A 25,906-nucleotide genomic window follows, 5' to 3' on the forward strand; every position below is an offset into this window, starting at 1 on the left:
TTCAGGTCGCAGGTTGGGCTTTAGCCCGCCAAACCACGGCCCGCCTTGCCTGATCGTCGCCAGGCCCTACTGCCGATTGACGGCAGTAATCGGTGCCTGCTGGCACAAGCGCTTGTCCAGTTGCCCGACGTAGGGGTTTGCCCAGCCCATGACGCACCCCATCAGCTGGTTGCGCTGGCGTTCCCACTGCTGCGCCGGGTAGGTCTTGTTCCAGGCGGTGAACAGCTGGCGATTCTGTCTCGACAGCTTGAGCTTGTAGCGGTCGCTCATGTACAGGTAAGTGCGGGCGATCATACCGCGTACTTCCTTGCGCGGCATGACCTTGCGGGCCTTGAAGTCGACCACTGTCGCGCAGGCGCCATACTGGCTGGGCGCCTGGGGTAGCCAGCCGAAGTCGTAGTTGCTGCGATCTCCGTTGACCTCGCCAATCGCCGGTACCAGGTTGTGCAGGTCGGCCTCGGCGCGGCGATAGACGCTGTCGTTCTTGCTGCAGTTCTGCCGGCCGCCGTTTTGCCAGCACTGGCGCTGGTGGCCGATCTGCCAGGCTGGGACGATGTGTTCCCACTCGATCCGGGCGGCCCTGTTGGCATTCTTGCGCGGGGTGTATCCGCAACTTTTCAGGTCGACGCGGTTGCCACTGAAACTGCAGCCGCAGTAGAACTCCACCGACTGACGCTCATAGAGCTTCCAGCCGATTTTCTTGGCCTGGCTGAAGGTTTGCGGTGGTGCGGCGAAGATCGATGTGCAGAGGATGAGGCAGAGCAGGGCGAGGAGGCTGCGGGACGGCATGCGGCTTTCCGAAAAGGGGCGAATCATACCGGTTCGCAGCCGGATGCCAAGGCTAGCCAATTGATGGCGCGGTCATTGCGTCCTGGCTTTTGCACAACTGCGAAAGGGTCGGCGGATTTTTCCTCGCGCAGTCGGTTTAATTGCCGGGATGTCTCCCGCTCCATCCATTCCTTCGCATCATTCCAGGCCTGATCGACGGCCTTAAATTAATTACATGTGATGCATTGATATGTCACATGTAATGTTCTAGTCTGCGTTTCATGGAAAACAAATCCTCAGCTCATTATCAGCGTCTCTTTCGCCAGCGTCTGCGCGAACAGGGGCTGGTGAAAAAGGAAGTCTGGATACTGCCCGAGCATGCCCAGCGGCTCTCGGCGGTCGAACGGAAACTGCGCCAGCCCCAGTCGGAGCTGGCTTCAATGGAGGAGGGGGTGAGCATGCCTCAGGTTTGGACTGCACAAACGTTGTTCGATGCGCTTTCAGGGGCAGAGCCGTTTGCTGATGGCCGCGCTGCCGTCGAGCTGATTCAGGGCGCCGATGCCAGTTTGCACGTGACCATGAAGGACTATGGTGATCTGCCGCTGTTCATTGCGGTATTCGGTGATCAGATCATCGTCGAGGCGCTGCTCTGGCCTGCCAGTGACGTGCGCGATACTGCCGCTTTCAACGAGGAAGTGCTGCGTAGCCACAAGCTTTTTCCGCTCTCCAGCGTCGGCCTCGAAACCCTGCCCGACGGGCAGGCCTGTTACACCATGTTCGGTGCGTTGAGTGCCTCGTCGATCCTGCCCAGCGTGGTGCTGGAGATCGAAACCCTGGCAGACAACGTCATCAAGGCGACCGAAGCCTACGAAGACTTCCTCAAGGCCAGTGCATAAGGAGAAACGCTGATGAACGTCTGGAGCAAATTGCTGACGGCACTGCGTGGCGGTGCCAACGAATTGGGTGAGACGCTGGTCGATGGGCAGGCGCTGCGCATTCTCGATCAGGAAATCCGCGACGCCGATATCGAACTGCGCAAATCCAAGGAAGCCCTGGCCGAGATCATGGCCAAGCAGAAGCTGGCCGCCGAACGTGCCGGTAAATCCGCAGCCAAGGTCGCCGAGTACGAGCAATACGCGCTCAAGGCCCTGGAAGCGGGCAATGAGGCACTGGCCGGTGAAGTGGCCGGCAAGATCGCCAACCTGGAGATCGAGCTGGCCAGCGATCGTGAACAGGCTGATGGCTATGCCGCCAGCGTGGCGCAATTGCGCAAGGCCGTGACCCAGGCCGAGGCCAACATCAAACGTCTGAAGCAGCAGGTGGACACCGTCAAGGCCACCGAAAGCGTGCAGAAGGCGCAGATGGCCGTGGCGCAGCGCTACGGTGGTTCCCAGGCCAAGCTGCACACGGCGGTCGAGTCGCTGGAGCGCATCAAGCAGCAGCAGGCGGAGCGTGCGGCCAAGATGGAAGCCGCGGCCGAGCTTGCCGAGGCGTCCAACCCGGATGACTCGCTGGATGCCAAGCTGCGTGCGGCGGGTATCGTCGCCGACAAGACCAGTGCCGACAGCGTGCTGGCGCGTCTCAAGGACAAGGCCAAGCCCTGATTCATCGGGCCAGCCACGACAGGTGGCTGTGGTACGTCATGAATGGTGGAGCCGATGGGCTCTGCCATGTTTTTCAGGGATAGGAAATCATGGAAATCTTCCTGCAGATCTCGCTGGCTTTCCCCACCGTCATCTTCAGCTTCCTGCTGTGTCTGGCGGTGGTGTATTGGGTCATCGTCGCGTTTGGCCTGATCGAGATCGACGTGCTCGACGTCGAAGCCGACTCAGCACTGGAAGGCCCGGCTGCGGCACTCCTGTCCAAACTCAAGCTGCGTGACGTACCGCTCACCCTGGTGCTGACCCTGCTGTCTTTCTTCGCCTGGTTCATCAGCTACTTCGTCGACCTCTGGGGGCTTGGCCTGTTGCCACTGGAGTGGCTGCGCTACCCACTGGGCGCGCTGGTGGCAGTGGCCGCGTTGTTTCTTGCCGTGCCGCCGACGCGCCTGCTGTGCGCGCCGCTGCGCCCGCTGTTCCTCAAACTGGAAGTGACCAGCAGCAAGAGCGTGCTCGGTCAGACCGCCGTGGTGCGCAGTGGCCGGGTGACCGCCAGCCATGGCGAGGCCATGCTCGAAGACGGTGGTGCCGGCCTGATTCTGCGGGTTCGGGCTGACGAACAGCTGGGCTTCAAGCGTGGCGACCGTGTCGTTTTACTGGAATACCTGGAAGCGCAGCATGCTTACCGGGTGATAACTGAAGAAGAGTTCCGGGGTATCTGATGCGCTGATCAGCGTCTGCCGGGCAGCAGTCCGGCAGGTCGTGATCCAGCTTTCAGCCGGTTCCATCCGCCTCAAAGGAGATTGAGCGCAATGTATAACCTTCCACCGTCGTTGATTCCCGTGCTGGTCGGGGTCGGCCTGGTCGCCCTGCTGATCGTTGGGCTGCTGGCCTTGTTCAAGGCCTTCTACATCAAGGTTCCCCAGGGGACGGCGCTGATCGTCAACGACATGTCGTCGACGCCCAAGGTGCACTTCACCGGAGCGCTGGTTTACCCGGTCATCCACCTCAAGGAGTTCATGAAGATCTCCCTGATCACCCTGGAAGTCGATCGCCGCGCCAAGGACGGGCTGATCTGTCGCGACAACATGCGCGCGGACATCACCGTGGCGTTCTACCTGCGCGTCAACGAGACCCAGGAAGACGTGCTCAAGGTCGCCAAGGCCATCGGCGTCGAGCGTGCCTCCGATCGTGCGGCGGTGAACGAGCTGTTCAACGCCAAGTTCTCCGAAGCCCTGAAGACCGTCGGCAAGCAGTTCGACTTCGTCCAGCTGTTCGAGAACCGTCAGGAATTCCGTGACCGCATCGTCGAGGTGATCGGCAACGACCTCAATGGTTACGTGCTCGAAGACGTGGCCATCGATTACCTGGAGCAGACCGCCAAGAGCTCTCTGGACCCGAGCAACATTCTCGACGCCGAGGGTATCCGCAAGATCACCCAGCTGACCGCTGCGCAGAACGTCATCACCAATGACCTGGAGCGCAACGAAGAACTGGCGATCAAGAAGAAGAACGTCGAAACCCGCGAGGCGACGCTGGCCCTCGAGCGTCAGCAGGCCGATGCCGAAGCGCGCCAGAAACGCGAGATCGAAACCATCCAGGCCCGTGAGCAGGCGGAAACCCTCAAGGTCAAGGAAGAAGAGCGTCTGAAGGCCGAGCAGGCGCGCATCCAGACCCAGCAGGAGCTCGACATCCGCGCCGAGAACCATCAGCGCGAAGTGGAAGTGGCGCAGCAGAACCGCCAGCGTGCGGTGGTCATCGAGGTGGAGAAGGTGACCCGCGCCAAGGATCTGGAAGTGGTGGCCCGCGAGCGCGAAGTCGAACTGCAGCGCATCGAGAAGGAAAAGGCGCTGGAAGAAGAGCGCAAGAACATCGCCAGCGTGGTGCGCGAGCGGGTTGCGGTCGAGAAGACCGTGGCTCAGGAAGAGGAGCGCATCAAGGAAGTCCGTGAGGTTTCCGAAGCCGAGCGCATGAAGCAGGTCACCGTGATCAATGCCCAGGCCGAAGCCGAGCAGGAGCTGGTGCGCCAGGTCAAGCAGGCCGAAGCGGACGAAACCCGTTCCAAGCACAAGGCGGTGGAAATCAACAACCTCGCCCAGGCCGAGCTGGAGGCCGCTGCCAAGAGCGCCGAGGCGAAGAAGAAGCTCGCCGAGGGTATCGAAGCCGAGCGCGCTGCGCCGGGTCTGGCCGATGCGCGGGTGCGTGAAGTCACCGCTGCGGCCAAGGAGAAGGAAGGTCTCGCCGAGGCTCGTGTGCAGGCCGAACGTCTGATTGCCGAAGCCAAGGGCGAGCAGGAGAAGGGCCTGGCCCAGGCTCGTGTGACCGAAGCGCAGGCGGCAGCCAAGGAGAAGGACGGCCTGGCCGATGCCAAGGTGCTGGAAGAGAAGCTCGGCGCGCAGGCACGAGGCGAAGAGCAGCTCGGCGTGGCCAAGGCCAAGGCGACCCAGGATCTGGGCATGGCCGAGGCGCAGGTACTGCTGGAGCGTCTGAACGCCGAAGCGGAAGGCCTGGGCAAGAAGTTCGGTGCCCTCGACGCGCTCAGTGACAACGCCCGTCAGCACGAAGAGTTCCGCATGCAGCTGGAGAAGAGCTTCGAGGAAGCCATGGCGGCCATCGCGGCGAACAAGGAAATCGCCAAGGATCAGGCCGAGGTTCTGGCCACCGCGCTGGCCAAGGCGAAGATCGAGATCGTCGGCGGCGAAGGCGACTTCTTCAACTCGTTCGCCAAGTCGCTGTCGGTGGGCAAGGCCATCGAGGGCGTGGTTGGCAAGAGCCCGGTGGTTCAGGACGTGCTTGCCCGTCTGTTGCAGGGCCGCGTACCGGAAGCCAAGCCCGTGCAGCCGGATACCGAGCAGGCGTGATGCACGATGCATGGGGCGTCGCTGGCGCCCCATGCAACCAACCGCTTCGCGATGGCAGGACCAGGCAAGCCTGCTCCTGCCGCACGTTGCAGATACAGCGTTCAATCACTCTACAAGGAATGTTTCATGTCAGAACCAAGAGACCATCTGGAAATGACCTTTCGTTCGATCCAGTGCTTTGCCGACGACGGCCGCCTGGATGCAGACGAACTGGGCTCGCTGCTGGCGATCGCCGAGCGCGACGGCGTGATCGATGACAACGAGATTCGTGTGCTGACGCGGATCATCGCCCGCATCAAGCCGGAAGAACTCGACCAGCCGATGCGCGACAAGCTCGCCGAAGTCGCCAGGAAGATCGGTGCCTGAGCACCGCTAGAAATCGCTTTTCGCGCCGCCCTCTCGCGGTAGGCGCGCTTTTGCTTGCAGACAGCGCAGATTCAGGAAGACCACGATGTCGGACGCCCAAGCCGAAAACACCCAGCAGGACATTCTCGACAAAGCCGTTGCCGAAGGCGGTGCCTATGAGGTGCTGCACAAGCGCCTGCAGGAGCAGGGGCTGCGCCTGCGGCAAAATACCGAGGCACTGAACGAGCAGCGTCTGCAGGAGTTCGGCAGCAGCCAGATGGAAGTGACCGGTCGGGTTCGCATCCGTACCGAGAACAACTGCATAGCTCGCGATATCGTCCAGGTCGGCGACTGGCTGCTGTTCGGCTACAACGTGTTCCTCGGCCTGAAGAAGGAAACCTCGGTCGCCGACGTGTTCTCGCTCTACCGGCTGGTGGAAGGGCCGGAGGGCTACGAGGCCGAGTCGATCGCCCTCGAGGGCACCTTCCTGGCGCAGAGCGGCTTCGTCAACGACTTCAACGAGCTCTACACCTACTACAAGAACACCCGGCTGCTGCAGCTGGCGATCCGTGACGGCAAGCTGCTGGCGAGCTTCCAGATCGGCGAGCGCATCACCGACATTCGCGTGTTTCGCTGGTCACTGTCGCTCGACGGCAAGGACGTGCGCTACATCGACAACCGCGGCGAACGCGATATCGCGCTTCCGGCGCCGTTCGATTTCGAATGGCAGAAAACCACCCGTGACATGACCGTCAACGGGCGCTTCCCACACTTGAACATCCTCGACACGGTATTCGTCGAGACCATCGGTGGCGACCTGACGATCAAGGTCGAGAACAACACCGAGAAGGGCGAGGGCATCTACCGCGAAGAGGTGGTGGACAAGACCCAGTCGCTGGACGATGCCCAGGTCGAGTTCGCTGCCCTGGGTAGCCTGATTCTGCTGAAGATCCTGCCGTACCGCGAGGAGCAGTGGCGCTATCTGGTGTTCAACCGGCTGACCCGCAAGGTCGAGCGCATCGATGCCATCGGCCTGGCCTGCGTGCAGCTACCCGAAGACCACGGCATCATCTTCCCCGGCGGTTATTACCTGCAGAACGGTGAACACAAAACCTTCGAGCAGTCGATGGCCGGCATGCGCTTCAAGCGCTCGGTGCGTTCGCCCAATGGCGAAGACGTGCAATACATCTTCTACCACCCGGGCGAAGGCCGGGCGGTATTGCTGACCTACAACCTGGTCACCCGGCAGTTGCAGAACCCGATCTTCGGCCACGGCTACGCGCGCCTGGAAGACGGGCGCATGGTGATCTTTTCCGCCGAGGGCGACGAACCGACGCGCATCCACCCCATGCAGATCTGGCAGACGCCATTCTGCAGCGAGGAGTACGCCGCGCGTCAGCCGGCACGCAGCGGTTTCTTCGGGCGAATCGGCAATGCCGAGCTGGTGCGCGGCGTCTCCGACCTGTTCAACCTCAGCCGCGAGATCGACAGCCGCGAAGTCTCGGTGCCGCGCTACACCCTGCTGTGTCAGAACACCCGGCGGCTGTTCGACGTCTATCACTGGCTCAGCGATCCGCAGTGCGCGGGCATGGCACCGTTGCTGCGCGAGATCGCGGCGACCGGCGAGCTGGTACTCGACGAGTTCGAGAAGGTCGAGAGCATTCGCCAGCAGTCGGCCACGGCCATGGCCAGTGCGGAAAGTCGGCAGAAGGCGCTGCTCGAGAGCCTGCGCTCGGAGAGCTGGGACAAGGTCGAGCAGTACGTCGAGGCACTCAACGCCATCACTGCCCAGCGCGGCCAGTTGCTGACCATCCGCGATTATCGCTACATCGACGTGGCGCGTATCGACGCCATGGAGCAGGCGCTGCTCGAAGCCCGCGAGCAGACTGCCGCTGCCACTTCACGCTACCTGGCAGGTGATGCCGCGCTACAGCCGTATCACGACAACCTGCAGGCACTCGATGCCCAGGCGCAGAAAGCCGAGACCGTGGCGCAACTGGCTGAACCCCTGGCAGGGCTGGGCGAGATGGCCGCCAACCTGGACATGCTATCCGGGCTGATGGCTTCGCTGCAGATCGACGATGCCACCGAGCGGACCCGCATCGTCGATGCCATTTCCGAGGTGTACGCCAAGCTCAACCAGGCCAAGGCGCGAGCCGAGCAGCGCCGCAAGGGGCTTGGCTCGACGGAAACCGTGGCGCAGTTCGGCGCCCAGTTCAAGCTGTTCAGCCAGAGCATCACCAACGCCCTGGCGCTGGCCCAGGATCCCGAGCGCTGCGACGAGCAGCTGTCGCGTCTGCTGGTGCAACTTGAAGAACTGGAGAGCCAGTTCGGTGACCACGAGCAGTTTCTCGGCGACATTCTGGCCAAGCGCGAGGAGCTGCTGGAAACCTTCGAGGCCCACAAGCAGACCCTGCTCGACGAGCGTCAGCGCAAGGCTCAGGCCCTGCTCGATGCCGCCCGGCGCATCCTCGACAGCCTGGGCCGGCGCACCGCGCGTTTCGACCAGGCCGAAGAACTGAATGCGTTCTTCGCCGCTGACCCGCTGATTCTCAAGCTGCGTGAACTGGCCGAACGCCTGCGCGAACTCAAGGACAGCGTCAAGGCCGATGATGTCGAGGCGCGTCTGAAGGGCGCCCGGGACCAGGCCGTGCGTGCGCTGCGCGACAAGAGCGAACTGTTCGAAGAGGGCGGTGATGTCATCAAGCTGGGGCCGCGCCACCGCTTCGCCGTCAACACCCAGGAACTGGACCTGACCCTGCTGCCCCGTGGCGACGGGCTGTTCCTGCACCTGACCGGCACCGATTTTCTCGAACCCCTGCACGACCGCGAGCTGGAGGCGTTGCGCGATTACTGGCAGGTGGCGCTGGAGTCGGAATCGGCCGCGTTGTACCGCGGCGAGTTCCTCGCCGGTCTGGTCCTCGACGCCGCCGTGCGTAACGCCGAGGGGCTCAGCCTCGACCTGCTCAAGGCGCAGATGAGTCAGCCCGAGGAACTGATCAAGCGCATCCGCGAGTTCGCGGCACCGCGCTACAAGGAAGGCTACCAGAAGGGCATTCACGACCAGGACGCCATGGCCATCCTGCTCAGGTTGCTGGCGCTGCGCGAAGGCGCCGGGCTGTTGACCTACACGCCTCTGGCCCGTGGTTTCGCATTGTTCTTCTGGAACCGCTGGCGCGAAGACATGGACGCCGCCCACTGGGCCGAGCGCGCCCACACCTGCGCCAACATCCGCAAGCTGTTCGGTCGTGATGAAGGCCTGGTGCAGTTGCGTGCCGAAGTGCTGGCGGCGATGCAGGGGTTCCTGGCACGCCACCCGATGCCGTTCGAGGCGGCGCCGTTGCGCGAGGCTGCCGAGTATCTGGTCGAAGAGCTGGCTGCCGAGCGCGTCGAGTTCGTGGTCAGCAAGTACGCCCGCGATCTGCTCGACGGCCTGCGCCAGCACCTGCAGACCGCACACATGTGGGACGGCTACCTGCAAGCCCAGGAGCGCCTGCGCGGACGACCCGATCAGCGCTGGGCGCTGGCGGAGAACTGGCTGCGTGCCTATTGCGCCGAACAGAGCGCGGCCTCCCAGGCCTATGTACCCGAGGCCGTGGCCCTCGGCCTTATCGATGCCGAGCTGCCGGTTCGTGTCACCGAGGCGGATCTGCAGGTGCGCGTCGACGGCCTGCTCGGCGATCATCCACGCATCGAGCAGGGCGCCCTGGCGTTCGCGCTGGACGATTTCTTCCAGCGTCTGCGTCACCACCGCGAGACGTTCCTGCCGGCTCTGCAGCGTTATCAGGCGCTGCGTCAGGAGGTGGTCAATCGCGAGCGCGATGCGTTGCGCCTGAGCGAGTTCAAGCCACGGCCGCTGTCCTCCTTCGTGCGCAACAAGCTGATCAACGATGTGTACCTGGGTGTCATCGGCGACAACCTGGCCAAGCAGATGGGCACCGCCGGTGAAAGCAAGCGCACCGACCTGATGGGCCTGCTGATGCTCATCTCGCCGCCTGGCTACGGCAAGACCACCCTGATGGAGTACGTGGCTCACCGCCTCGGTCTGATCTTCATGAAGATCAACGGCCCGGCCCTCGGCCACGAAGTGCGGTCCATCGACCCGGCTCAGGCTCCCGACGCCACCTCTCGCCAGGAGCTGGAGAAGCTCAACCTGGCGCTGGAAATGGGCAACAACGTGATGCTCTACGTCGACGACATCCAGCACACCCACCCGGAATTCCTGCAGAAATTCATCTCGCTGTGCGACGGTACCCGGCGCATCGAGGGCGTGTGGAAGGGCCGCACCAAGACCTACGACATGCGCGGCAAGAAGTTCTGCGTGGTGATGTCGGGCAACCCCTATACCGAGTCCGGCGACGTATTCAAGATCCCTGACATGCTGGCCAACCGGGCGGATATCTACAACCTGGGCGATACCCTGGGCGGCATGGAAGAGGCTTTCGCGCTCAGCTACATCGAGAACGGCCTGACGTCCAATCCGGTGCTGGCGCCGCTGGCCACCCGCGATATGGCCGATGTCTATCGCTTCGTCGCCAAGGCCGAAGGCAAGCCGTTCTCCAGCAACGAACTGAGCCACGGTTACAGCGGCGCCGAGGTCAATGAGATCGTCTCCACCCTGCAGCGCCTGATGCAGGTGCGCGACGTGGTGCTCAAGGTCAATCAGCAGTACATCGCCAGTGCTGCCCAGGCCAACGAGTACCGTACCGAGCCCTCGTTCAAGCTGCAGGGCAGCTACCGCAACATGAACAAGATGGCCGAGAAGATCTCCTCGGTGATGAACGACGCCGAGCTGCTGCAACTGATCGCCGATCACTACCAGGGCGAATCGCAGCTGCTGACCACCGGCGCCGAGGAAAACCTGCTCAAGCTCGCCGAGCTGCGTGGCAACCAGACGCCCGAGCAGCTCGAGCGCTGGGCGCAGATCAAGCGCGATTTCATGCGCAACAAGGCCATGGGCGGCAGCGACTCCGACATCGGCGGGCGCGTGGTGGCGCAGCTCAACGATCTGGTCGAGGGGGTGCGTGGCCTGGCTCGCGGCGAGCAGGCTGCGCCCGCGCCTGCCGCCGTGCCCTGGCAGGAGCTGCTGGCTGGCCTGGAACGCTTGCGCGAAGTGCAGCCGAAGGTGGAGGTGGCCGTACAGGCGCAGCCGCAACCCGGCATCCAGGCGCTGCTCGAACGCCTCGCCGATGGCCTGCAAGACGGTGTGGTGCCGCTGATCAATGCCATGGACAAGAAGATCGACATCGATCTGGGGACCCACAAGCGTATGGGCGACATGGCCCAGCAACTGCGTGAGATCGCCCGGATGATGGGGCAGGGCGGCGACACGCCGTGACGCTCTGGCTGTTGCCGCGGCTGAAGTTGTTGTTCGGTATCGCCGCACTGATGGTCGTGCTGCAACTGGTCAACAGCCTGGACGGCTACAGCCTGAACCGCTGGGGGCTGATTCCGCGTGTGCTGGAAGCGCTCCCCGGCGTGCTTCTGGCGCCCTGGCTGCACGGCAGTTGGTTGCACCTGTTCGGCAATCTCAGCGGCTTTCTGGTATTGGGCGCGTTGGCCCTGCTGGAGTCGCGCCGCGAGTTCGTCCGTGCCAGCCTGTTCATCATCGTTGCCAGTGGTCTGCTGGTCTGGCTGTTCGGCCGCCCGGGCATTCATGTCGGCTCCAGTGGCTGGCTGTTCGGGCTGTGGGGGCTGCTGCTCGGGCGCGCCTGGTTCCGTCGCAGCTTCGCGGATCTGCTGCTGGCGGCCCTGGCTCTGGTGCTCTACGGCGGCTTCTTCTTCGGCCTGCTGCCGCAGCAGGGCGTGTCGTTCGAATATCACCTGGCTGGCGCATTGTGCGGCGGACTTTACGCTTCATGGCAGCGGGGCGGGCAAAAGCGCCGCACCCGAAAACGAACTCGGCAGGGTTAAAAATGGATTTCGATCGCCTCGATCAACACCTGCGTGACAGCCTCGCGGACCTCACGCTCAGCAACGATGAGCGAGATGAACTGCGTGAACTGGGCAACGACCTGACGCCTGATCAGGTGCGCTACCTGCGCAACCGCGCCTTCTCTCTGGTGCGCGAGTTGGTCGGCAACCCCGAGGACGCCATGCCGGCCCTGAAATGGCTGGAGCAGGTGATCAAGACCCTGGAGGTGCGCTGCTCGCCGGCCCGTGGCCACGCCAGCGCGCATTTCAGCCCGGGGGAAAGTTGCCGTCAGCGTATTCGCGGCCTATGCCAACAGGCCCGGGAGTCGGTGGATGTGTGCGTCTACACCATTTCCGATGACCAGCTCAGTGACGAGCTGATCGCCGTGCACCGCCGTGGCGTGGCTGTACGGATCATCAGCGACAACGAGAAACGCTTCGATGCCGGCAGCGATATCCAGCGCCTGATCGACCAGGGCGTGCCGCTGCGGATCGACAACAGCCCGTTTCATATGCACCACAAGTTCGCCCTGTTCGACGGGCGCCTGCTGCTCAACGGCAGCTTCAACTGGACGCGCAGCGCCAGTGTCAGCAACGAGGAAAACCTGCTGGTGACCGACGACCCTCATCTGGTCGCCGAGTATGCGCGTGAGTTCGACAGGCTGTGGACTCGCTACCGCCCGGGCTGAGCGGCGGCGCAAGGCGGCTTTGCGAGATCAGCGACGCAACGCTGGCAGAAGCGTCTGCCAGCTGGCTGGCACGTGCCGACGCAGCGCGCTGCTCATGGCGTCCCGGCGTTTCTGGTACAGCAGCCCGAGGCCCATGACGCCCAGGCCGATCAGGCTGACCACCACCGGGAACAGCAGCGAGTCCTCGAACACGTCATGGGCCAGGTAGCCGAGGTAACCCGCCACGCCCAGCGCGCCGAAGACCATGAACAGCGGGCGGCGCAGCAGTACGGCGAGGCCGATCAGGCCCAGATTGATCAGGCAGTAGAGCAGCTTGCCGAACTCGCTGCCGCTGTCCTGCAGGCTCAGGCCGCACCAGAACGCGGTGAGGCCCGCCAGGTAACCCCAGAAGGCGAAATCCTGTTTGCTGCGCCCGTCGACCAGCAGGCTGACGAGCAGCACCAGCAGGCCGAACCAGAGCGAAACGTCACGGCGTTGTTCCCAGGTGATGTACTCGTCATGAAACAGTTCGCTGAGATCCATCGACATGAACCAGAGGGCCACGGCGATCGGCATGACGATGAACGGGAAGGGCATCACGCGCAGCACCAGCAGGCCGACAATGATGGTGGCGACTTCCATGAGCAGCCAACCGCCTTGTACGTAGCGGTAGTAGTCGGCGTAGTCGGTTTGCGTGTCCCCCATGGGCCACAGGCCGAATACACGCTGGGCGGCGAACACCACCAGCGGCACGAGGCTCACCGTCACCGCCGCCAGCAGGCCGCCCGGAATCGGCTGGCCGCGTTGCCACAGGCTGCGGCCACCGAGGAAGAACAGCAGCAGATAGGCAGCGCTGATCAGCAGTAGCGCAGTGTCGCCGATGCTCATCCAGGCTTCGGTCATCAGCCAGCCCATGGCCCCGATGATCAGCAGCGCACCGAAGTAGTAGGCCACATGGGAGAGCTGAAAGCTGGGGCGGCTGTGTGGATCGTGCTGGAGAAAGTCCACCAGGGCCTGATCCTGACCCGGCTGCAGGACGCCGGCCTGGACGGCACGCTTCAGGTCGCTGCTGTCGATCTTGAGTGTCATGAACGAGTCCCTGTAAGGCGTGGCGCTCTGTCGGCCAGTGCGTGCGCCACGCTCTGGTCGGTGGGCCAGGGCGGTGGGCCACCCTGGCGGGCTGGCTGCCGAATGGCGGGCCAGCGTTGCTGTCAGTGTTTGCGCGGTACGGGCTTGAGCAATTCGTCTGGCGGCATTTCGCAGGCGATCTTGCGGCCCATCAGCGCTTCGATGGCCGGCAGCGCGTAGGCGTCGTCTTCGCCGGCGAAGCTGATCGAGGTACCGCTGGTGCCCGCACGACCGGTACGACCAATGCGGTGCACGTAGTCATCCGGCGTTTCCGGCAGGGTGAAGTTGATGACGTGGCTGATGGCATCGACGTGGATGCCTCGGCCCGCCACATCGGTGGCGACCAGCACGCGAATGCTGCCCTCACGGAAGCCTTCGAGCACCTTGATGCGTTTGTGCTGCGGCACGTCGCCGGACATCTGCGCGGCACTGATGCCATCGCGGGTGAGGCGCTCTTCGATGCGCCGTACTTCGTCCTTGCGGTTGGCGAATACCATCACGCGGATCCAGTCGTTCTGAGCGATGAGGTTGTAGAGCAGCTTGTACTTGTCTGCCGAGGCGACGGCATAGACGTGCTGTTCGACGGTATCGCTGGCGACGCTTTCCGGTTCGATCTCGACGATAGCCGGATCGGTGGTCCACTGTTTGGCCAGGTTCATCACGTCTTCGGTGAAGGTGGCGGAAAACAGCAGCGTCTGGCGTTCGCCCTTCATCGGGGTCTGGCGGATGATCTGCCGGACCTGCGGGATGAAGCCCATGTCGAGCATGCGGTCGGCTTCATCGAGCACCATGACCTCGACCATGTCCAGGTGGACTTCACCGCGCTGGTTGAAGTCCAGCAGGCGGCCCGGGGTGGCGACCAGAATGTCGCAGAAGCGTGATTCGAGCAGCTTGAGCTGTTTGTCGAAGTCCATGCCGCCGACGAAGCTCATGACGTTCAGGTCGCTGTACTTGGTCAGTTCGGCCGCATCCTTGGCGATCTGCACCACCAGCTCGCGGGTCGGCGCGATGATCAGGGCCCGCGGCTCGCCCATGTAGCGGTCTTTCGGCGGCGGGGTCTGTTGCAGCTGGGTGATGATCGAAATCAGGAAGGCGGCGGTCTTGCCTGTGCCGGTCTGGGCGCGGCCGATGGCGTCGCGGCCCTTGAGGGTGTAACCCAGTACGCCCGCCTGGATCGGCGTGCAGTAGGGGAAGCCCAGATCATGGATGGCATGCATCAGGTCCGGGGACAGCTTGAAGTCGTGGAAGCGGGTCTTGCCAGGGGCTGGTTCGACCTTGAAATCTTCGAGCTTCCAGGTGTCGACCGGCTTGGGTGCGCGCTCTCGGTGAGGTTTCGCGGGTTTGCTCTGGGGTTTCGGGGCAACGGGAGCCGACGCTTTCGGTGGCCTCGGTGGGCGTTCCTCGCGAGCTGGGCTGGCGGGTGGCGGGGAGGGCTCGATGGTCGGGGAGACTGAGCTGTGTGGCTCATTTTCGGCTTTGCCGAATATTTTTTTGAGTGCTTTGAGCACGGTCATCTCGTCGGTTGATTAAGGAATGAACGACGGCCAGTGTAAAGCAAGACGCGCGCAGGGCGAAGTACCCTGCGGATACCGTAATTGCGGGCTTTGCGATCAGCCTGCCGGCAGGCTGGCGAGCAGCAGGCGATGCACGTTGCCGCCCATGATCGCGGCGATCTCCTCGCGGCTGAAGCCGGCACCGAGCAGGCCCTCGGTCAGCTGGGCGAGCCCGGTCACGTCGAACGGGGCGTGGATGGTGCCGTTGAAGTCGGAGCCCAGGGCCACATGGCGCACGCCCACCAGGTCGGCGGTGTAGCGAATCGCCTTGACGATGGCAGCCACCGAGGTGGCACACACGGCCGTGTCCCAGTAACCGATGCCGATCACCCCGCCGGTGGCGGCAATGGCGCGCAGGTGCCGGTCGCTCAGGTTGCGGGTACCGGGGCAGGTGCCTTCGACGCCGCCGTGGGAGACCAGCAGCGGGCGTTTGGCGATGGCCAGCACATCATCCATCAAGGGGCGCGAGGCGTGAGCCAGATCGATCAGCATGGATTTCTCTTCGAGGCGGGCGATCACCTGCCGGCCCAGCGGTGTCAGGCCACCCTTCGCCAGGCCATGGGCCGAGCCGCCGACCTCGTTGTCGAAGAAGTGAGTCAGGCCAGCCATGCGGAAACCTGCGTCGTAGAGACGGTCGAGGTTATCCAGCTGCCCTTCGAGCGGGTGCAGGCCCTCGGTGGCCAGCAGGGTGGCGACGCGACGCGGGTCCTCGTTCCAGGCCTGCAGGAAGGTGGCCAGGTCGGCTCTGCTCCTGATCAGCACCATGCGACCATCGCTGCCTGCGGTCGCCTCGCGCAGCTTTTCGGCCTGGTAGAGGGCGCGCTGCAGCAGGCTGTTCCAGGTCGCCCGAGGCCAGCGCTGGGCCATGGCGAGCAGCGTGATGGTGTCGCTATCGGCAGCGTTGCTCTCGTAGTTCAGCCCGCGTGGCGATTTGGTCACGGTGGAGAACACCTGAAGGCCGACGCGGCCTTCGAGCATGCGTGGCAGATCCGAGTGCCCGTAACTGTAGCGCTTGAGCAAGTCTCGCTCCCAGAGCAGCGCGTCGTCGTGCAGGTCGGCGATGAACAGGGTGTCGTGCAGGCGGGTGGCGGCCTCTCCGGCAGGGTAGGGCGCAGGTGATTCGACGCTGTTCATGCGTCGGTCGAGGATGCTGGGCAACGTGAAGAACACGCCGGCAGCGACGATCAGGGCAATCGGAGCGATCAGCAGGCGTTTACGCATCGGGAGCATCCACGCAAAGGTATGGGTCCGAACAGCATGCCACGCGGTGACGGCATTTCAGTGACAGAGGCGGTTGCGGCCTTCGTCCTTGGCCCGGTACAGGGCCTTGTCGGCACGGGCGATCAGGCTGGTCAGGCTGTCCTTGGGCTGCATCTGGGTCAGCCCCAGGGAAATCGTCACACCGGGCTGGGCGCCCAGCGGCGAGTAGAAGGCGCCGATTTGCTCCAGGCTCTCGCGCAGACGCTCGGCGATGTCCACTGCCTGTTTCAGGTTCAGCTCAGGCAGCAGCACGACGAATTCCTCACCCCCGAAACGCACCAGGCTGTCACGGGGGCGCAGCTGTCGACGCAGGGTGTGGGCGACCAGGCACAGGGCATAGTCGCCAGCCAGGTGGCCGTGCTGATCGTTGTAATCCTTGAAGTGATCGACATCGAGCATCAGCAGGCTCAGGGGCTGGCAACTGAACAGGCAACGGGTGCGTTCGCGTTCGAACACGTGCTCCAGCCAGCGCCGGTTGAAGGCCCCGGTGAGTTTGTCGACGTTGGCGTTCTGCTCGCTGTCGATCAGTTGCCGATTGCCCTGGCGCATGCGGCTGCACAGCACTTCCAGCAGGTTGTGCATCATCTGCGGCGATTGCTGGAACAGCGTGGTCAGGGCATCACGGTGCAGGCGCAGCACGCTGCTCGGCTCGTTGGCCACCACGTAGGCGCTGGGATGCTCGTTGTCGATGAAGCTGATTTCGCCGGCGCAATCCCCCGAGTGCAGGGTGGTGACCGGCTGATTGTCCAGCGAGCCCAGGTAAACCTTGAGGCTGCCGTTGACGACTATATAGAGGTACTGGTTGCGGTCGAACGGCGAGAGCAGCACTTCGCCGGTGTCCAGATCGCAGGCACGAAAGGAATCCAGCAGCCGGGTCAGGCTGCCGAGTGCAACATTGTTGAACAGGCGCAGTTGCCGGATCTGCTGGAGATCGGTCTGCCATTGGGCTGCCTTCATGGCATCAGCATCCTTGCTCGAAAACGACTAACGATCGGCACCGCTAACGCTCCCTGGGTCAATGACCCCATTCATGGTGAATGGACGGGCCTCATTACCCTGACAGTATCCGTCGGCCCGAGGACTGACAATGCTCTTGCGCCTCGACGACGACAGGCGGCGCGTGGACTGTGACCTGGGTCACAGGCCTGGCCCCGCGCAAACCGGCGTTATAGACGGGCCGCCAGCCAAACGCCGACGTCGCGTATTTCCTCCGGTAACACTTCGTGGCCCATGGGATACTCCTGCCATGTCACGGTGACATCATGCTGCAGCAGCCAGTCGTGGGCGGCGCGGCCCATGGGTGGCAGCACCACGCCGTCCTGATTGCCGTGCAGGCAGTACACCGGTATCGCACGCTGCAGGTCGCTCAGTTGCACCTGCTCGGCAAAGGTCGGGGCGTAGGTGGACAGCGCCAGGACGCCGCCGAGGGGCCCCTGCCAGCGCAGGAAGGCGGTATGCAGCACCACCGCGCCGCCCTGGGAAAAGCCGGCGAGAAAGATGCGGGCCGGGTCGATCCCTTCGTTGCGCTGCGCCTCGATCAGGTCGATCACCTGCTGGGCCGACTGTTCGAGCTGCTCCCGATCGATCGCCCTGGCCGGGCTCATGGCGAGAATGTCGTACCAGCTGGGCATCTCGTAGCCGCCGTTGACGGTGACTGCGCGAGTGGGCGCCTGGGGCAGTACGAAACGGGTGCTGCGCAGCGATTGCTGCAGCGCCTGGGCGACCGGTTGAAAATCGAAGCGGTCTGCACCCAGACCGTGCAGCCAGATGACGCATGAATCGGCGGGAAGTGGGGGCTGCAGTAGCAATGTGTTATCCATGTGTTGCTCCAATATGGGGCCTGTGCGTTATTTTGGTGCGTAACTGTTTTTCGTCACTGTACTGATCCGTGAACAAGATGTCGCAAGATTACAAGTTTGCCCCCTTGACCCGCCTATCTCGCGGGCAAAATCACCGTGTGGTATGGCCTTTGCTATAGAGCCTGAGACTGATGTCGTCGGCCTGGCGTGGTAACACCGCTCCGAGCCGCGGAGCAGACGGGAAAGCCGATTTGATGGGGTTTCCAAAAGGTTCGCCGGGCGCTGCATGCCTGTCGATGTGCAAATTCGCGATCCGTCTCGGGCCCGTTCACCAATGGGCTGGTGCAAGCGTCGATGACCTACTTTTCGAATAGGTCACGGCATTCGCACCGAGGTCTGGTCACCGGTCTACACTGTCGCTGCCTACAGTGACGACATGCCCCAAAAGGGTACGGCGATCCGACTGAGACTCCAACACAACAAAAGCAACCGGAGAATGTTCAATGAAGATGGTTAAAACCACCCTGGCGATGTTGACCGCCGCCGCCGTTCTGGGTGCAGCAGGCATGGCTCATGCCGGTGCTACCCTGGATGCAGTCAAGAAGAAAGGTTTCGTACAGTGCGGCGTCAGCGATGGCCTGCCTGGCTTCTCGGTACCGGATGAGAAGGGCAACTATCAGGGTATCGACGTCGACATCTGCCGCGGTGTGGCCGCAGCGGTGTTCGGTGACGCGACCAAGGTCAAGTACAGCCCGCTGACCGCCAAGGAGCGTTTCACCGCGATCCAGTCCGGTGAAGTCGATGTGCTCTCGCGCAACACCACCTGGACCAGCTCCCGCGACGGCGGCATGGGTCTGGTATTCACCGGCGTGACCTACTACGACGGTATCGGCTTCCTGGTTAACAAGAAGCTGGGCGTTGCCAGTGCCAAGGAACTGGATGGCGCGACCATCTGTATCCAGGCAGGCACCACCACCGAGCTGAACGTCTCCGACTACTTCCGCTCGAACGGCCTGAAGTACACCCCCATCACCTTCGACACCTCCGACGAAAGCGCCAAGTCCCTGGAAGCTGGTCGTTGCGACGTACTGACCTCCGACCAGTCGCAGCTGTACGCACAGCGCATCAAGCTGGGCGCGCCGGATGACTGGGTAGTACTGCCGGAAGTGATCTCCAAGGAGCCGCTGGGCCCGCTGGTTCGTCGTGGCGACGAAGACTGGATGGCTATCGTCAAGTGGACCCTGTTCGCCATGCTCAACTCCGAAGAGCTGGGTGTCGACTCCAAGAACGTCGAAGCCCTGGCCAAGGAAACCAAGAACCCTGACGTAGCCCGTATGCTGGGTGCCGACGGTGAGTATGGCAAGGATCTGAAACTGCCGAAGGACTGGGTCGTCCAGATCGTCAAGCAGGTCGGTAACTACGGCGAAGTCTTCGACCGTAACATCGGCAAGGGCAGCGAGCTGAAAATCGAGCGTGGTCTGAACGCTCTGTGGAACAAAGGCGGTCTGCACTACGCTCCTCCAGTGCGTTGATTGACCTGTCGCCCGGCAGCCGGCTGCCGGGCGATTTTCGTTCCGTTATACCTGGGGCATTCCCATGCAGAAAAACATCGGCGCACCGCAGGGGTTCTCCCTCAGCGATCCACGTGTGCGCGCCTGGCTATTCCAGATCATTACCGTTGTGGCCGTGGTCGCAATGGGGTGGTTCCTGTTCAGCAACACACAGACCAACCTGCAACACCGGGGCATCACGTCCGGCTTCGACTTTCTCGAGCGCAGTGCCGGTTTCGGCATCGCCCAACACCTGATCAGCTATACCGAAGCGGACAGCTATGCCCGCGTCTTCGTCATCGGCCTGCTCAACACGCTGCTGGTGTCCTTCATCGGTATCGTGCTGGCTACCTTCCTCGGCTTCCTCATCGGTATCGCGCGACTGTCGCCGAACTGGATGATCAGCAAGCTGGCGACCGTCTACATCGAGGTGTTCCGCAACATTCCGCCGTTGCTGCAGATTCTCTTCTGGTACTTCGCCGTGCTGCTGCCGCTGCCGGGACCGCGTGCCAGCATCAGCATCGGCGAAAGCTTCTTCCTCAGCAACCGCGGCCTGAACATGCCGGCTGCCGAGGCGACGGGGGCTTTCTGGCCGTTCGTGGCCGGCCTGGTGGTGACCCTGGTCGCCATCGTGCTGATGACCCGCTGGGCCAACAAGCGCTTCGAAGCCACCGGCGTGCCATTCCACAAGTTCTGGGCTGGCCTGGGGCTGGCGATCGTCATTCCCACGCTGTTCGCGCTGGTGTTCGGTAGCCCGCTGCACTGGTCGGTACCGGAGCTCAAGGGCTTCAACTTCGTCGGCGGCTGGGTGATGATCCCGGAACTGCTGGCGCTGACCATCGCGTTGACCGTCTACACCGCGGCCTTCATCGCCGAGAACGTGCGCTCCGGGATCAACTCGGTCAGCCACGGGCAGACCGAAGCCGCTCGCTCGCTGGGGCTGCGCCCGGGCCCGACCCTGCGCAAGGTGATCATTCCCCAGGCCATGCGGGTCATCATTCCGCCGCTGACCAGCCAATACCTGAACCTGGCGAAGAACTCCTCTCTGGCCGCCGGTATCGGTTACCCGGACATGGTGTCGCTGTTCGCCGGTACGGTACTCAACCAGACGGGCCAGGCCATCGAGGTGATTGCCATCACCATGAGCGTGTACCTGGCGATCAGTATCAGCATTTCCCTGCTGATGAACTGGTACAACAAGCGCATCGCGCTGATCGAGCGGTGAGGACCTAGCGCAATGAGCACAACCCATATTTTCAAACCGGATCAGCCGCCACCCAGCTCCAGTGTTGGTGTGGTCGCCTGGATGCGCAGCAATCTGTTCTCCAGCTGGCTCAATACGGCGCTGACCTTCTTCGCCATCTACCTCGTTTGGCTGATGGTGCCGCCGCTGCTCAAGTGGGCGTTCATCGACGCCAACTGGGTGGGCACCACCCGCGCCGACTGCACCAAGGAAGGCGCCTGCTGGGTGTTCATCCAGGCGCGTTTCAGCCAGTTCATGTATGGCTTCTACCCCAGTGAACTGCGCTGGCGCGTGGACCTGACCGCGGTTCTGGCGATCGTCGGTGCGGCACCGCTGTTCATTTCCCGCTTCCCGCGCAAGGCCTTCTATGGCATCGGCTTCCTGGTGATCTACCCGGTGGTTGCCTGGTGCCTGCTGCATGGCGGTGTGTTCGGCCTGGAAACCGTGCCGACCAGCCGTTGGGGCGGCCTGATGCTGACTCTGGTGATCGCCGCGGTAGGTATCGCCGGTGCATTGCCGCTGGGCATTCTGCTGGCTTTGGGGCGCCGCTCCAACATGCCGGCGGTGCGCGTGGTCTGCGTGACGTTCATCGAGTTCTGGCGTGGCGTTCCACTGATCACCGTGCTGTTCATGTCCTCGGTGATGCTGCCGCTGTTCCTGCCCGAGGGCATGAGCTTCGACAAGCTGATGCGGGCGCTGATCGGGGTCATCCTGTTCCAGTCGGCCTACATCGCCGAAGTGGTACGTGGTGGTCTGCAGGCGATTCCCAAGGGGCAATACGAAGCGGCCGGCGCCATGGGCCTGGGCTACTGGCGGATGATGGGTCTGGTGATCCTGCCGCAAGCGCTCAAGCTGGTGATTCCGGGCATCGTCAACACCTTCATCGCCCTGTTCAAGGACACCAGTCTGGTGATCATCATCGGCCTGTTCGACCTGCTCAACAGCGTCAAGCAGGCGGCTGCCGACCCGGCGTGGCTGGGCATGGCGACCGAGGGCTATGTGTTCGCTGCCCTGATTTTCTGGATTTTCTGTTTCGGCATGTCCCGCTACTCCCTCCATCTGGAGCGGAAGCTCGATACCGGCCACAAGCGTTAGGAGTCACTTAGATGAGCGAAGCAAACAAGCAACCCAGCGCCGAGCCGATCATTCAGCTGCAGGGCGTGAACAAGTGGTACGGCCAGTTCCACGTACTCAAGGACATCAACCTCGACGTGCGTCAGGGCGAGCGTATCGTGCTGTGCGGGCCGTCGGGTTCGGGCAAGTCCACCACCATCCGCTGCATCAACCGTCTGGAAGAACACCAGGCCGGTCGCATCGTGGTCGATGGCACCGAACTGACCCGTGACCTCAAGGACATCGAAACCGTGCGCCGCGAAGTGGGCATGGTGTTCCAGCACTTCAACCTGTTCCCGCACCTCACCGTGCTGCAGAACTGCACGCTGGCGCCGATGTGGGTTCGCAAGATGCCCAAGCGCAAGGCGGAGGAAATCGCCATGCACTTCCTCGAGCGCGTGCGCATTCCGGAACAGGCCCACAAGTTCCCGGGGCAACTGTCCGGTGGTCAGCAGCAGCGTGTGGCCATTGCCCGTGCCCTGTGCATGAAGCCGAAGATCATGCTGTTCGATGAGCCGACCTCGGCGCTCGACCCGGAAATGGTCAAGGAAGTACTCGACACCATGATCGGCCTGGCTCAGGACGGCATGACCATGCTCTGCGTGACCCACGAAATGGGCTTCGCCCGTACCGTGGCGGATCGGGTGATCTTCATGGACAAGGGCGAGATCGTCGAACAGGCCGAGCCCAATGCCTTCTTCGACAATCCGCAGAACGAGCGCACCAAGCTGTTCCTCGGGCAGATCCTGCACTGAGAACGAACTTACGAGGCCGCTGCGGCGTAGAAGACGGACTGGATTGCCAGCCCAGTCGGAAAGCCGCTTGCGGCTAACGCGCTTTAGGGCGGCCCCGGAGGAGCGAGCGAAGCGAGTTGTGCTCATGTACGAGCGTACACTCACATGCGAGCCCAGTCCGCTTCCTCGCCTGTATTTGCGGGGCAGCCCAGGCCTTGCAGGACTCTAGCTCGCTGGATCGAAAGCGCGTTCTTGCTAGTAGAAGGGAGCCTCCGCAGGGCTCCCTTTTGCGTTCTGATAAGGGCGTATCAATGGCCGATATGCCCATCGTCGGATCGGCGTTTTGCGGCGATACTCTGCGTATCGCCAAGGAGCTCAGCCATGTCTCACCCGAATGCCGATCTGATCACCCGTTTCTACCAGGCCTTCCAGCAACTGGATGCCGAGCGCATGGCGAGTTGCTATGCGCCTGATGTCAGCTTCAGTGACCCGGCATTCGGCACGCTCACCGGTGACGATGCCGCGGACATGTGGCGCATGCTGACCACCCGGGCCAAGCAGTTCTCCCTGACCTTCAGCGATGTGCAGGCCGATGCCAATGGTGGTAGCGCCAACTGGGTGGCCACTTACCTGTTCAGCCAGACCGGCCGCACCGTGGTGAACCGCATCCAGGCGTCGTTCGTGATTCGTGACGGGCTGATCGTCGAACACCGTGATCAGTTCGATATGTGGCGCTGGTCCGCTCAGGCGCTGGGTTTTCAGGGCATGCTCATCGGCTGGACGCCGCTGCTGAAAAACACCGTGCGCAGGCAGGCCAGGAACGGTCTGCGGCAGTTTCAGGCCTCCCGTGCGTCAGACGGGCAGCACGGCGTAGAGGCGCGCAGCTGAACGGAGTGGTAGGCTTCTCGGTCTGAATGTTCATCGATGAATGGCTGAGTGCATGTAAAGGCTCCGTTCGTTGCGTGAAAGTCCGTCTACCAGAGTATTTCGATCATGAGTGTTATGTCGCTATCACCCAGTAAAGCCAAGGCATGGAGCGTTCACGCGGTAACCGCCAGCGGGGTAATCCTTGGCATGTTGGCGCTGCTCGCGCTGATCGAGGGGAGGGCGGAAAGCTGCCTGCTGTGGCTGGGGCTCGCCTTGTTGGTCGACGGCCTGGACGGCACCCTGGCGCGCAAGTACGACGTCAAGGTGGTACTGCCGCATTTCGACGGTTCGACCCTCGATCTGGTGATCGACTACCTCACCTACGTGTTCATCCCGGCGATCTTCGTCTATCGCTTCATCCCGCTGCCCGAGTACACGCTGCTGCTGTCGGTGGGCATCATTCTGCTGTCGTCGCTGTTCTGCTTCTGCAACGTCAACATGAAGAGCAAGGACAACTACTTCGTCGGCTTCCCGGCGGCGTGGAACGTGGTGGTGGTGTACCTCTATCTGCTGGATTTCGAGCCGTGGGTGACCTTCCTGGTCATCATGGTGCTGGCGGGCCTGACACTGACTCGCATGAAGTTCCTGCACCCGTTCCGGGTCAAGCAGTTCATGCCGTTGAACATCGCCGTGACCATGATCTGGATGTTCGCCTGTGCCGGGTTGATCATCCAGTTCCCGACCCAGCCGGTGTGGCTGCTGGCGCTGTGGGGCCTGTCTTCGGCGTATTTCGTCGGCATGTGCGTGTGGCGCTCTGCCCGCGAATGGTTCGCCTGATCGCCGGCAATGAGCGTTACGCCGGATAAGGTCTGGTTCGTTTACCTGGTGCGCGCCGCCAATGGCGCGCTCTACTGCGGCATCAGTGACGATCCACTGCGCCGTTTCGCCCAGCACCAAAGTGGCAAGGGCGCTCGCTTCTTCTTTTCCAGCCCGGCAGTGGCCCTGGTCTACAGCGAAAGCTGTATCGGCAAGGGCGATGCCCTGCGCCGCGAGCGGGCGATCAAGCGACTGGGCAAAGGCGCCAAGGAAGCGCTGGTGGCCACCGGTAGCCTGATGCATGTCCTTGATGAGCACTCATCAGCCCCAATGGGTTCTGTCTAGTACCAGCAGCAAGCTGAGTTAAGCTGCAGGCCTTACCCGTTCCCGGAGGTCTGCAATGTCTGAGCTCATCTTGCACCATTACCCCACGTCGCCCTTCGCTGAAAAGGCGCGCCTGTTGCTGGGCTTCAAGGACCTGGCCTGGCGCTCGGTGCAGATTCCACCGGTAATGCCCAAGCCGGATCTCACCGCCCTGACGGGAGGTTATCGCAAGACCCCGGTGCTGCAGATCGGTGCCGATATCTATTGCGACACCGCGTTGATCGCGCGTCGTCTCGAAGCCCTTCAGCCGCAGCCGGCGCTGTTGCCGGGCAATCGGGCGTTCGCCATCGCCGCCTTCGCGCAATGGGCCGACTCGGTGGTGTTTCAGCATGCGGTCAGCCTGGTGTTCCAGCCCGAGTCCATCGCCGTGCGTTTCGCCAAGGCACCCCCGGAGTTCGTCCAGACCTTCATCGCCGACCGCGCCAAGCTGTTCGCCGGTGGTCAGGCCAGCCGTTTGCCCGCCGAGCAGGCCAAGCACCAGTGGCCGGCGTTCATGGCACGTCTGCAGGCTCAGTTGGAGGCGAGCGGTGGTGATTTCCTGTTCGGTGAGGCGAGCCTGGCCGATATCGCCATGGCTCACCCGCTGTGGTTCCTGCGTGCGACGCCGGTGACCTCGCCCCTGGTCGATGGCTACCCGGCCGTCGCCGCCTGGCTGGATCGGGTGCTGGCACGTGGGCACGGCAAGCCCGAGCCGTTGAGCAGCGAGGAGGCCATCAGGGTGGCGCGCGAAGCCACGCCATCGCCGCTGCCGGACGAGGTGTTTACTGACCCGAATGGTTTTGTCAGCGGGCAGGCCGTCGCCATCTCGGCGATTGATTACGGCGTGGATGCCGTGGAAGGCGAGCTGCTGTTCGCCGGGGCCGAGGAGTTGATCCTGCGCCGTGAAGATGACCGCGCTGGTGTCGTGCATGTGCACTTCCCGCGGCTTGGATTCTCTATCAAAGGACTTTAAGGGCTAGAGCCAGAGCCAGGACAGTTGTGTATTACTCCTGTGGGAACGGGCCATGCCCGTGAAACGATCACGGGCATGGCCCGTTCCCACAGGTTCTGCGCCATGCTCGCTTTTTGTGTTCTGCCTTTCTTTCGGCTGCTGCGATAGTCGAAAGTATCGGAAGTGGTGACTGTTCTGTGCCTTTGTGGAAGCGGGCCATGCCCGTGAAACGATCACGGGCATGGCCCGTTCCCACAGGTTCTGCGCCATGCTCGCTTTTTGTGTTCTGCCTTTCTTTCGGCTGCTGCGATAGTCGAAAGTATCGGAAGTGGTGACTGTTCTGTGCCTTTGTGGAAGCGGGCCATGCCCGTGAAA

At 62.8% G+C, this 25,906-nt stretch carries 22 protein-coding genes; 16 read left to right on the forward strand and 6 right to left on the reverse strand.

Annotated features, from left to right (window positions below; all coding sequences use genetic code 11):
• Positions 1–66: 66 nt before the first annotated feature.
• Positions 67–789 (reverse strand): endonuclease, encoded by a 723-nt coding sequence (locus ACT9T4_RS11610; protein WP_042555428.1) that lies wholly within the window; start codon positions 787–789, stop codon positions 67–69.
• 260 nt (positions 790–1,049) lie between these two features.
• Here ACT9T4_RS11610 and bacA point away from each other — a divergent pair, with 260 nt between their 5' ends.
• From bacA to ACT9T4_RS11650, 8 genes are all read left to right on the forward strand, one after another.
• Entirely contained in the window at positions 1,050–1,664 is a 615-nt protein-coding gene (gene bacA, locus ACT9T4_RS11615) for a biofilm formation regulator BacA (RefSeq protein ID WP_499117046.1), read from the forward strand.
• 12 nt (positions 1,665–1,676) lie between these two features.
• Complete coding sequence (locus tag ACT9T4_RS11620; RefSeq protein ID WP_499117048.1) at positions 1,677–2,372, forward strand: PspA/IM30 family protein; 696 nt, start codon at positions 1,677–1,679, stop codon at positions 2,370–2,372.
• An 89-nt stretch (positions 2,373–2,461) separates the two neighbouring features.
• Entirely contained in the window at positions 2,462–3,088 is a 627-nt protein-coding gene (locus ACT9T4_RS11625; RefSeq protein WP_499117050.1) for a hypothetical protein, read from the forward strand.
• A 90-nt stretch (positions 3,089–3,178) separates the two neighbouring features.
• A complete protein-coding gene (locus ACT9T4_RS11630) occupies positions 3,179–5,227 on the forward strand; it encodes a flotillin family protein (protein ID WP_042555432.1) in 2,049 nt (682 codons plus the stop codon).
• Positions 5,228–5,353: 126 nt separating this feature from the next.
• A complete protein-coding gene (locus tag ACT9T4_RS11635) occupies positions 5,354–5,593 on the forward strand; it encodes a hypothetical protein (RefSeq protein WP_042555433.1) in 240 nt (79 codons plus the stop codon).
• Positions 5,594–5,678: 85 nt separating this feature from the next.
• Positions 5,679–10,910 (forward strand): DNA repair ATPase, encoded by a 5,232-nt coding sequence (locus tag ACT9T4_RS11640; protein ID WP_499117052.1) that lies wholly within the window; start codon positions 5,679–5,681, stop codon positions 10,908–10,910.
• Positions 10,907–11,485: a rhomboid family intramembrane serine protease gene (locus ACT9T4_RS11645; RefSeq protein WP_264650072.1), complete on the forward strand. Its 579-nt coding sequence runs from the start codon at positions 10,907–10,909 to the stop codon at positions 11,483–11,485. Before ACT9T4_RS11640 ends, ACT9T4_RS11645 begins: the two co-directional genes overlap by 4 nt.
• 2 nt (positions 11,486–11,487) lie before the next feature.
• Positions 11,488–12,174: a phospholipase D-like domain-containing protein gene (locus ACT9T4_RS11650; protein ID WP_042555435.1), complete on the forward strand. Its 687-nt coding sequence runs from the start codon at positions 11,488–11,490 to the stop codon at positions 12,172–12,174.
• A gap of 27 nt (positions 12,175–12,201) precedes the next feature.
• On the opposite strand, the gene ACT9T4_RS11655 is transcribed toward ACT9T4_RS11650, so the two are convergent.
• The 5 genes from ACT9T4_RS11655 to ACT9T4_RS11675 all read right to left on the reverse strand — a co-directional run bounded on the left by ACT9T4_RS11655 (position 12,202) and on the right by ACT9T4_RS11675 (position 17,914).
• The gene (locus tag ACT9T4_RS11655; RefSeq protein WP_499117055.1) at positions 12,202–13,242 is read right to left on the reverse strand and encodes a DUF2157 domain-containing protein; all 1,041 of its coding nucleotides are present in this window, start codon (positions 13,240–13,242) and stop codon (positions 12,202–12,204) included.
• A 122-nt stretch (positions 13,243–13,364) separates the two neighbouring features.
• A complete protein-coding gene (rhlB, locus tag ACT9T4_RS11660; RefSeq protein ID WP_499117056.1) occupies positions 13,365–14,789 on the reverse strand; it encodes an ATP-dependent RNA helicase RhlB in 1,425 nt (474 codons plus the stop codon).
• Between the two features lie 102 nt (positions 14,790–14,891).
• Positions 14,892–16,055, reverse strand: a complete 1,164-nt coding sequence (locus ACT9T4_RS11665) for a dipeptidase (RefSeq protein WP_499117058.1) — start codon at positions 16,053–16,055, stop codon at positions 14,892–14,894.
• A gap of 57 nt (positions 16,056–16,112) precedes the next feature.
• A complete protein-coding gene (locus ACT9T4_RS11670; RefSeq protein ID WP_179538955.1) occupies positions 16,113–17,051 on the reverse strand; it encodes a GGDEF domain-containing protein in 939 nt (312 codons plus the stop codon).
• 209 nt (positions 17,052–17,260) lie between these two features.
• Positions 17,261–17,914, reverse strand: coding sequence for an alpha/beta hydrolase (locus ACT9T4_RS11675; RefSeq protein ID WP_499117060.1), 654 nt, complete (start codon positions 17,912–17,914; stop codon positions 17,261–17,263).
• Positions 17,915–18,396: 482 nt separating this feature from the next.
• Between ACT9T4_RS11675 and ACT9T4_RS11680 the strand changes: the two genes are divergently transcribed.
• The 8 genes from ACT9T4_RS11680 (at position 18,397) to ACT9T4_RS11715 (ending at position 25,552) form a co-directional block, all read left to right on the forward strand.
• A complete protein-coding gene (locus tag ACT9T4_RS11680) occupies positions 18,397–19,425 on the forward strand; it encodes an amino acid ABC transporter substrate-binding protein (protein WP_042555440.1) in 1,029 nt (342 codons plus the stop codon).
• 64 nt (positions 19,426–19,489) lie between these two features.
• On the forward strand, positions 19,490–20,668 hold the full coding sequence (locus ACT9T4_RS11685; protein WP_042555441.1) for an amino acid ABC transporter permease: 1,179 nt from the start codon (positions 19,490–19,492) through the stop codon (positions 20,666–20,668).
• Between the two features lie 12 nt (positions 20,669–20,680).
• Positions 20,681–21,781, forward strand: a complete 1,101-nt coding sequence (locus ACT9T4_RS11690) for an amino acid ABC transporter permease (protein ID WP_042555442.1) — start codon at positions 20,681–20,683, stop codon at positions 21,779–21,781.
• 11 nt (positions 21,782–21,792) lie between these two features.
• Positions 21,793–22,554: an amino acid ABC transporter ATP-binding protein gene (locus ACT9T4_RS11695; protein ID WP_042555443.1), complete on the forward strand. Its 762-nt coding sequence runs from the start codon at positions 21,793–21,795 to the stop codon at positions 22,552–22,554.
• A gap of 360 nt (positions 22,555–22,914) precedes the next feature.
• Positions 22,915–23,421: a nuclear transport factor 2 family protein gene (locus tag ACT9T4_RS11700; RefSeq protein WP_042556422.1), complete on the forward strand. Its 507-nt coding sequence runs from the start codon at positions 22,915–22,917 to the stop codon at positions 23,419–23,421.
• Between the two features lie 105 nt (positions 23,422–23,526).
• Positions 23,527–24,237 carry a phosphatidylcholine synthase gene (pcsA, locus tag ACT9T4_RS11705; RefSeq protein ID WP_042556421.1) on the forward strand — a complete coding sequence of 237 codons (711 nt, stop codon included), beginning with the start codon at positions 23,527–23,529 and terminating at the stop codon, positions 24,235–24,237.
• 9 nt (positions 24,238–24,246) lie between these two features.
• On the forward strand, positions 24,247–24,561 hold the full coding sequence (locus tag ACT9T4_RS11710) for a GIY-YIG nuclease family protein (protein WP_042556420.1): 315 nt from the start codon (positions 24,247–24,249) through the stop codon (positions 24,559–24,561).
• 55 nt (positions 24,562–24,616) lie between these two features.
• On the forward strand, positions 24,617–25,552 hold the full coding sequence (locus ACT9T4_RS11715) for a glutathione S-transferase family protein (RefSeq protein WP_499117064.1): 936 nt from the start codon (positions 24,617–24,619) through the stop codon (positions 25,550–25,552).
• Positions 25,553–25,906 lie beyond the last annotated feature (354 nt).

The organism is Pseudomonas sp. SZ40, from assembly GCF_052958135.1.

Excerpts from the sequence above, each read along its gene's own strand:
- bacA (WP_499117046.1), top strand. The coding sequence starts at position 1,050 with ATGGAAAACAAATCCTCAGCTCATTATCAGCGTCTCTTTCGCCAGCGT.
- ACT9T4_RS11625 (WP_499117050.1), top strand. The coding sequence starts at position 2,462 with ATGGAAATCTTCCTGCAGATCTCGCTGGCTTTCCCCACCGTCATCTTC.
- ACT9T4_RS11620 (WP_499117048.1), top strand. The coding sequence starts at position 1,677 with ATGAACGTCTGGAGCAAATTGCTGACGGCACTGCGTGGCGGTGCCAAC.
- ACT9T4_RS11650 (WP_042555435.1), top strand. The coding sequence starts at position 11,488 with ATGGATTTCGATCGCCTCGATCAACACCTGCGTGACAGCCTCGCGGAC.
- ACT9T4_RS11640 (WP_499117052.1), top strand. The coding sequence starts at position 5,679 with ATGTCGGACGCCCAAGCCGAAAACACCCAGCAGGACATTCTCGACAAA.
- ACT9T4_RS11655 (WP_499117055.1), bottom strand. The coding sequence starts at position 13,242 with ATGACACTCAAGATCGACAGCAGCGACCTGAAGCGTGCCGTCCAGGCC.
- ACT9T4_RS11630 (WP_042555432.1), top strand. The coding sequence starts at position 3,179 with ATGTATAACCTTCCACCGTCGTTGATTCCCGTGCTGGTCGGGGTCGGC.
- ACT9T4_RS11690 (WP_042555442.1), top strand. The coding sequence starts at position 20,681 with ATGAGCACAACCCATATTTTCAAACCGGATCAGCCGCCACCCAGCTCC.
- ACT9T4_RS11715 (WP_499117064.1), top strand. The coding sequence starts at position 24,617 with ATGTCTGAGCTCATCTTGCACCATTACCCCACGTCGCCCTTCGCTGAA.
- ACT9T4_RS11635 (WP_042555433.1), top strand. The coding sequence starts at position 5,354 with ATGTCAGAACCAAGAGACCATCTGGAAATGACCTTTCGTTCGATCCAG.
- ACT9T4_RS11680 (WP_042555440.1), top strand. The coding sequence starts at position 18,397 with ATGAAGATGGTTAAAACCACCCTGGCGATGTTGACCGCCGCCGCCGTT.
- ACT9T4_RS11665 (WP_499117058.1), bottom strand. The coding sequence starts at position 16,055 with ATGCGTAAACGCCTGCTGATCGCTCCGATTGCCCTGATCGTCGCTGCC.
- ACT9T4_RS11695 (WP_042555443.1), top strand. The coding sequence starts at position 21,793 with ATGAGCGAAGCAAACAAGCAACCCAGCGCCGAGCCGATCATTCAGCTG.
- ACT9T4_RS11710 (WP_042556420.1), top strand. The coding sequence starts at position 24,247 with ATGAGCGTTACGCCGGATAAGGTCTGGTTCGTTTACCTGGTGCGCGCC.
- ACT9T4_RS11610 (WP_042555428.1), bottom strand. The coding sequence starts at position 789 with ATGCCGTCCCGCAGCCTCCTCGCCCTGCTCTGCCTCATCCTCTGCACA.
- ACT9T4_RS11670 (WP_179538955.1), bottom strand. The coding sequence starts at position 17,051 with ATGAAGGCAGCCCAATGGCAGACCGATCTCCAGCAGATCCGGCAACTG.
- pcsA (WP_042556421.1), top strand. The coding sequence starts at position 23,527 with ATGAGTGTTATGTCGCTATCACCCAGTAAAGCCAAGGCATGGAGCGTT.
- ACT9T4_RS11675 (WP_499117060.1), bottom strand. The coding sequence starts at position 17,914 with ATGGATAACACATTGCTACTGCAGCCCCCACTTCCCGCCGATTCATGC.
- ACT9T4_RS11700 (WP_042556422.1), top strand. The coding sequence starts at position 22,915 with ATGTCTCACCCGAATGCCGATCTGATCACCCGTTTCTACCAGGCCTTC.
- ACT9T4_RS11685 (WP_042555441.1), top strand. The coding sequence starts at position 19,490 with ATGCAGAAAAACATCGGCGCACCGCAGGGGTTCTCCCTCAGCGATCCA.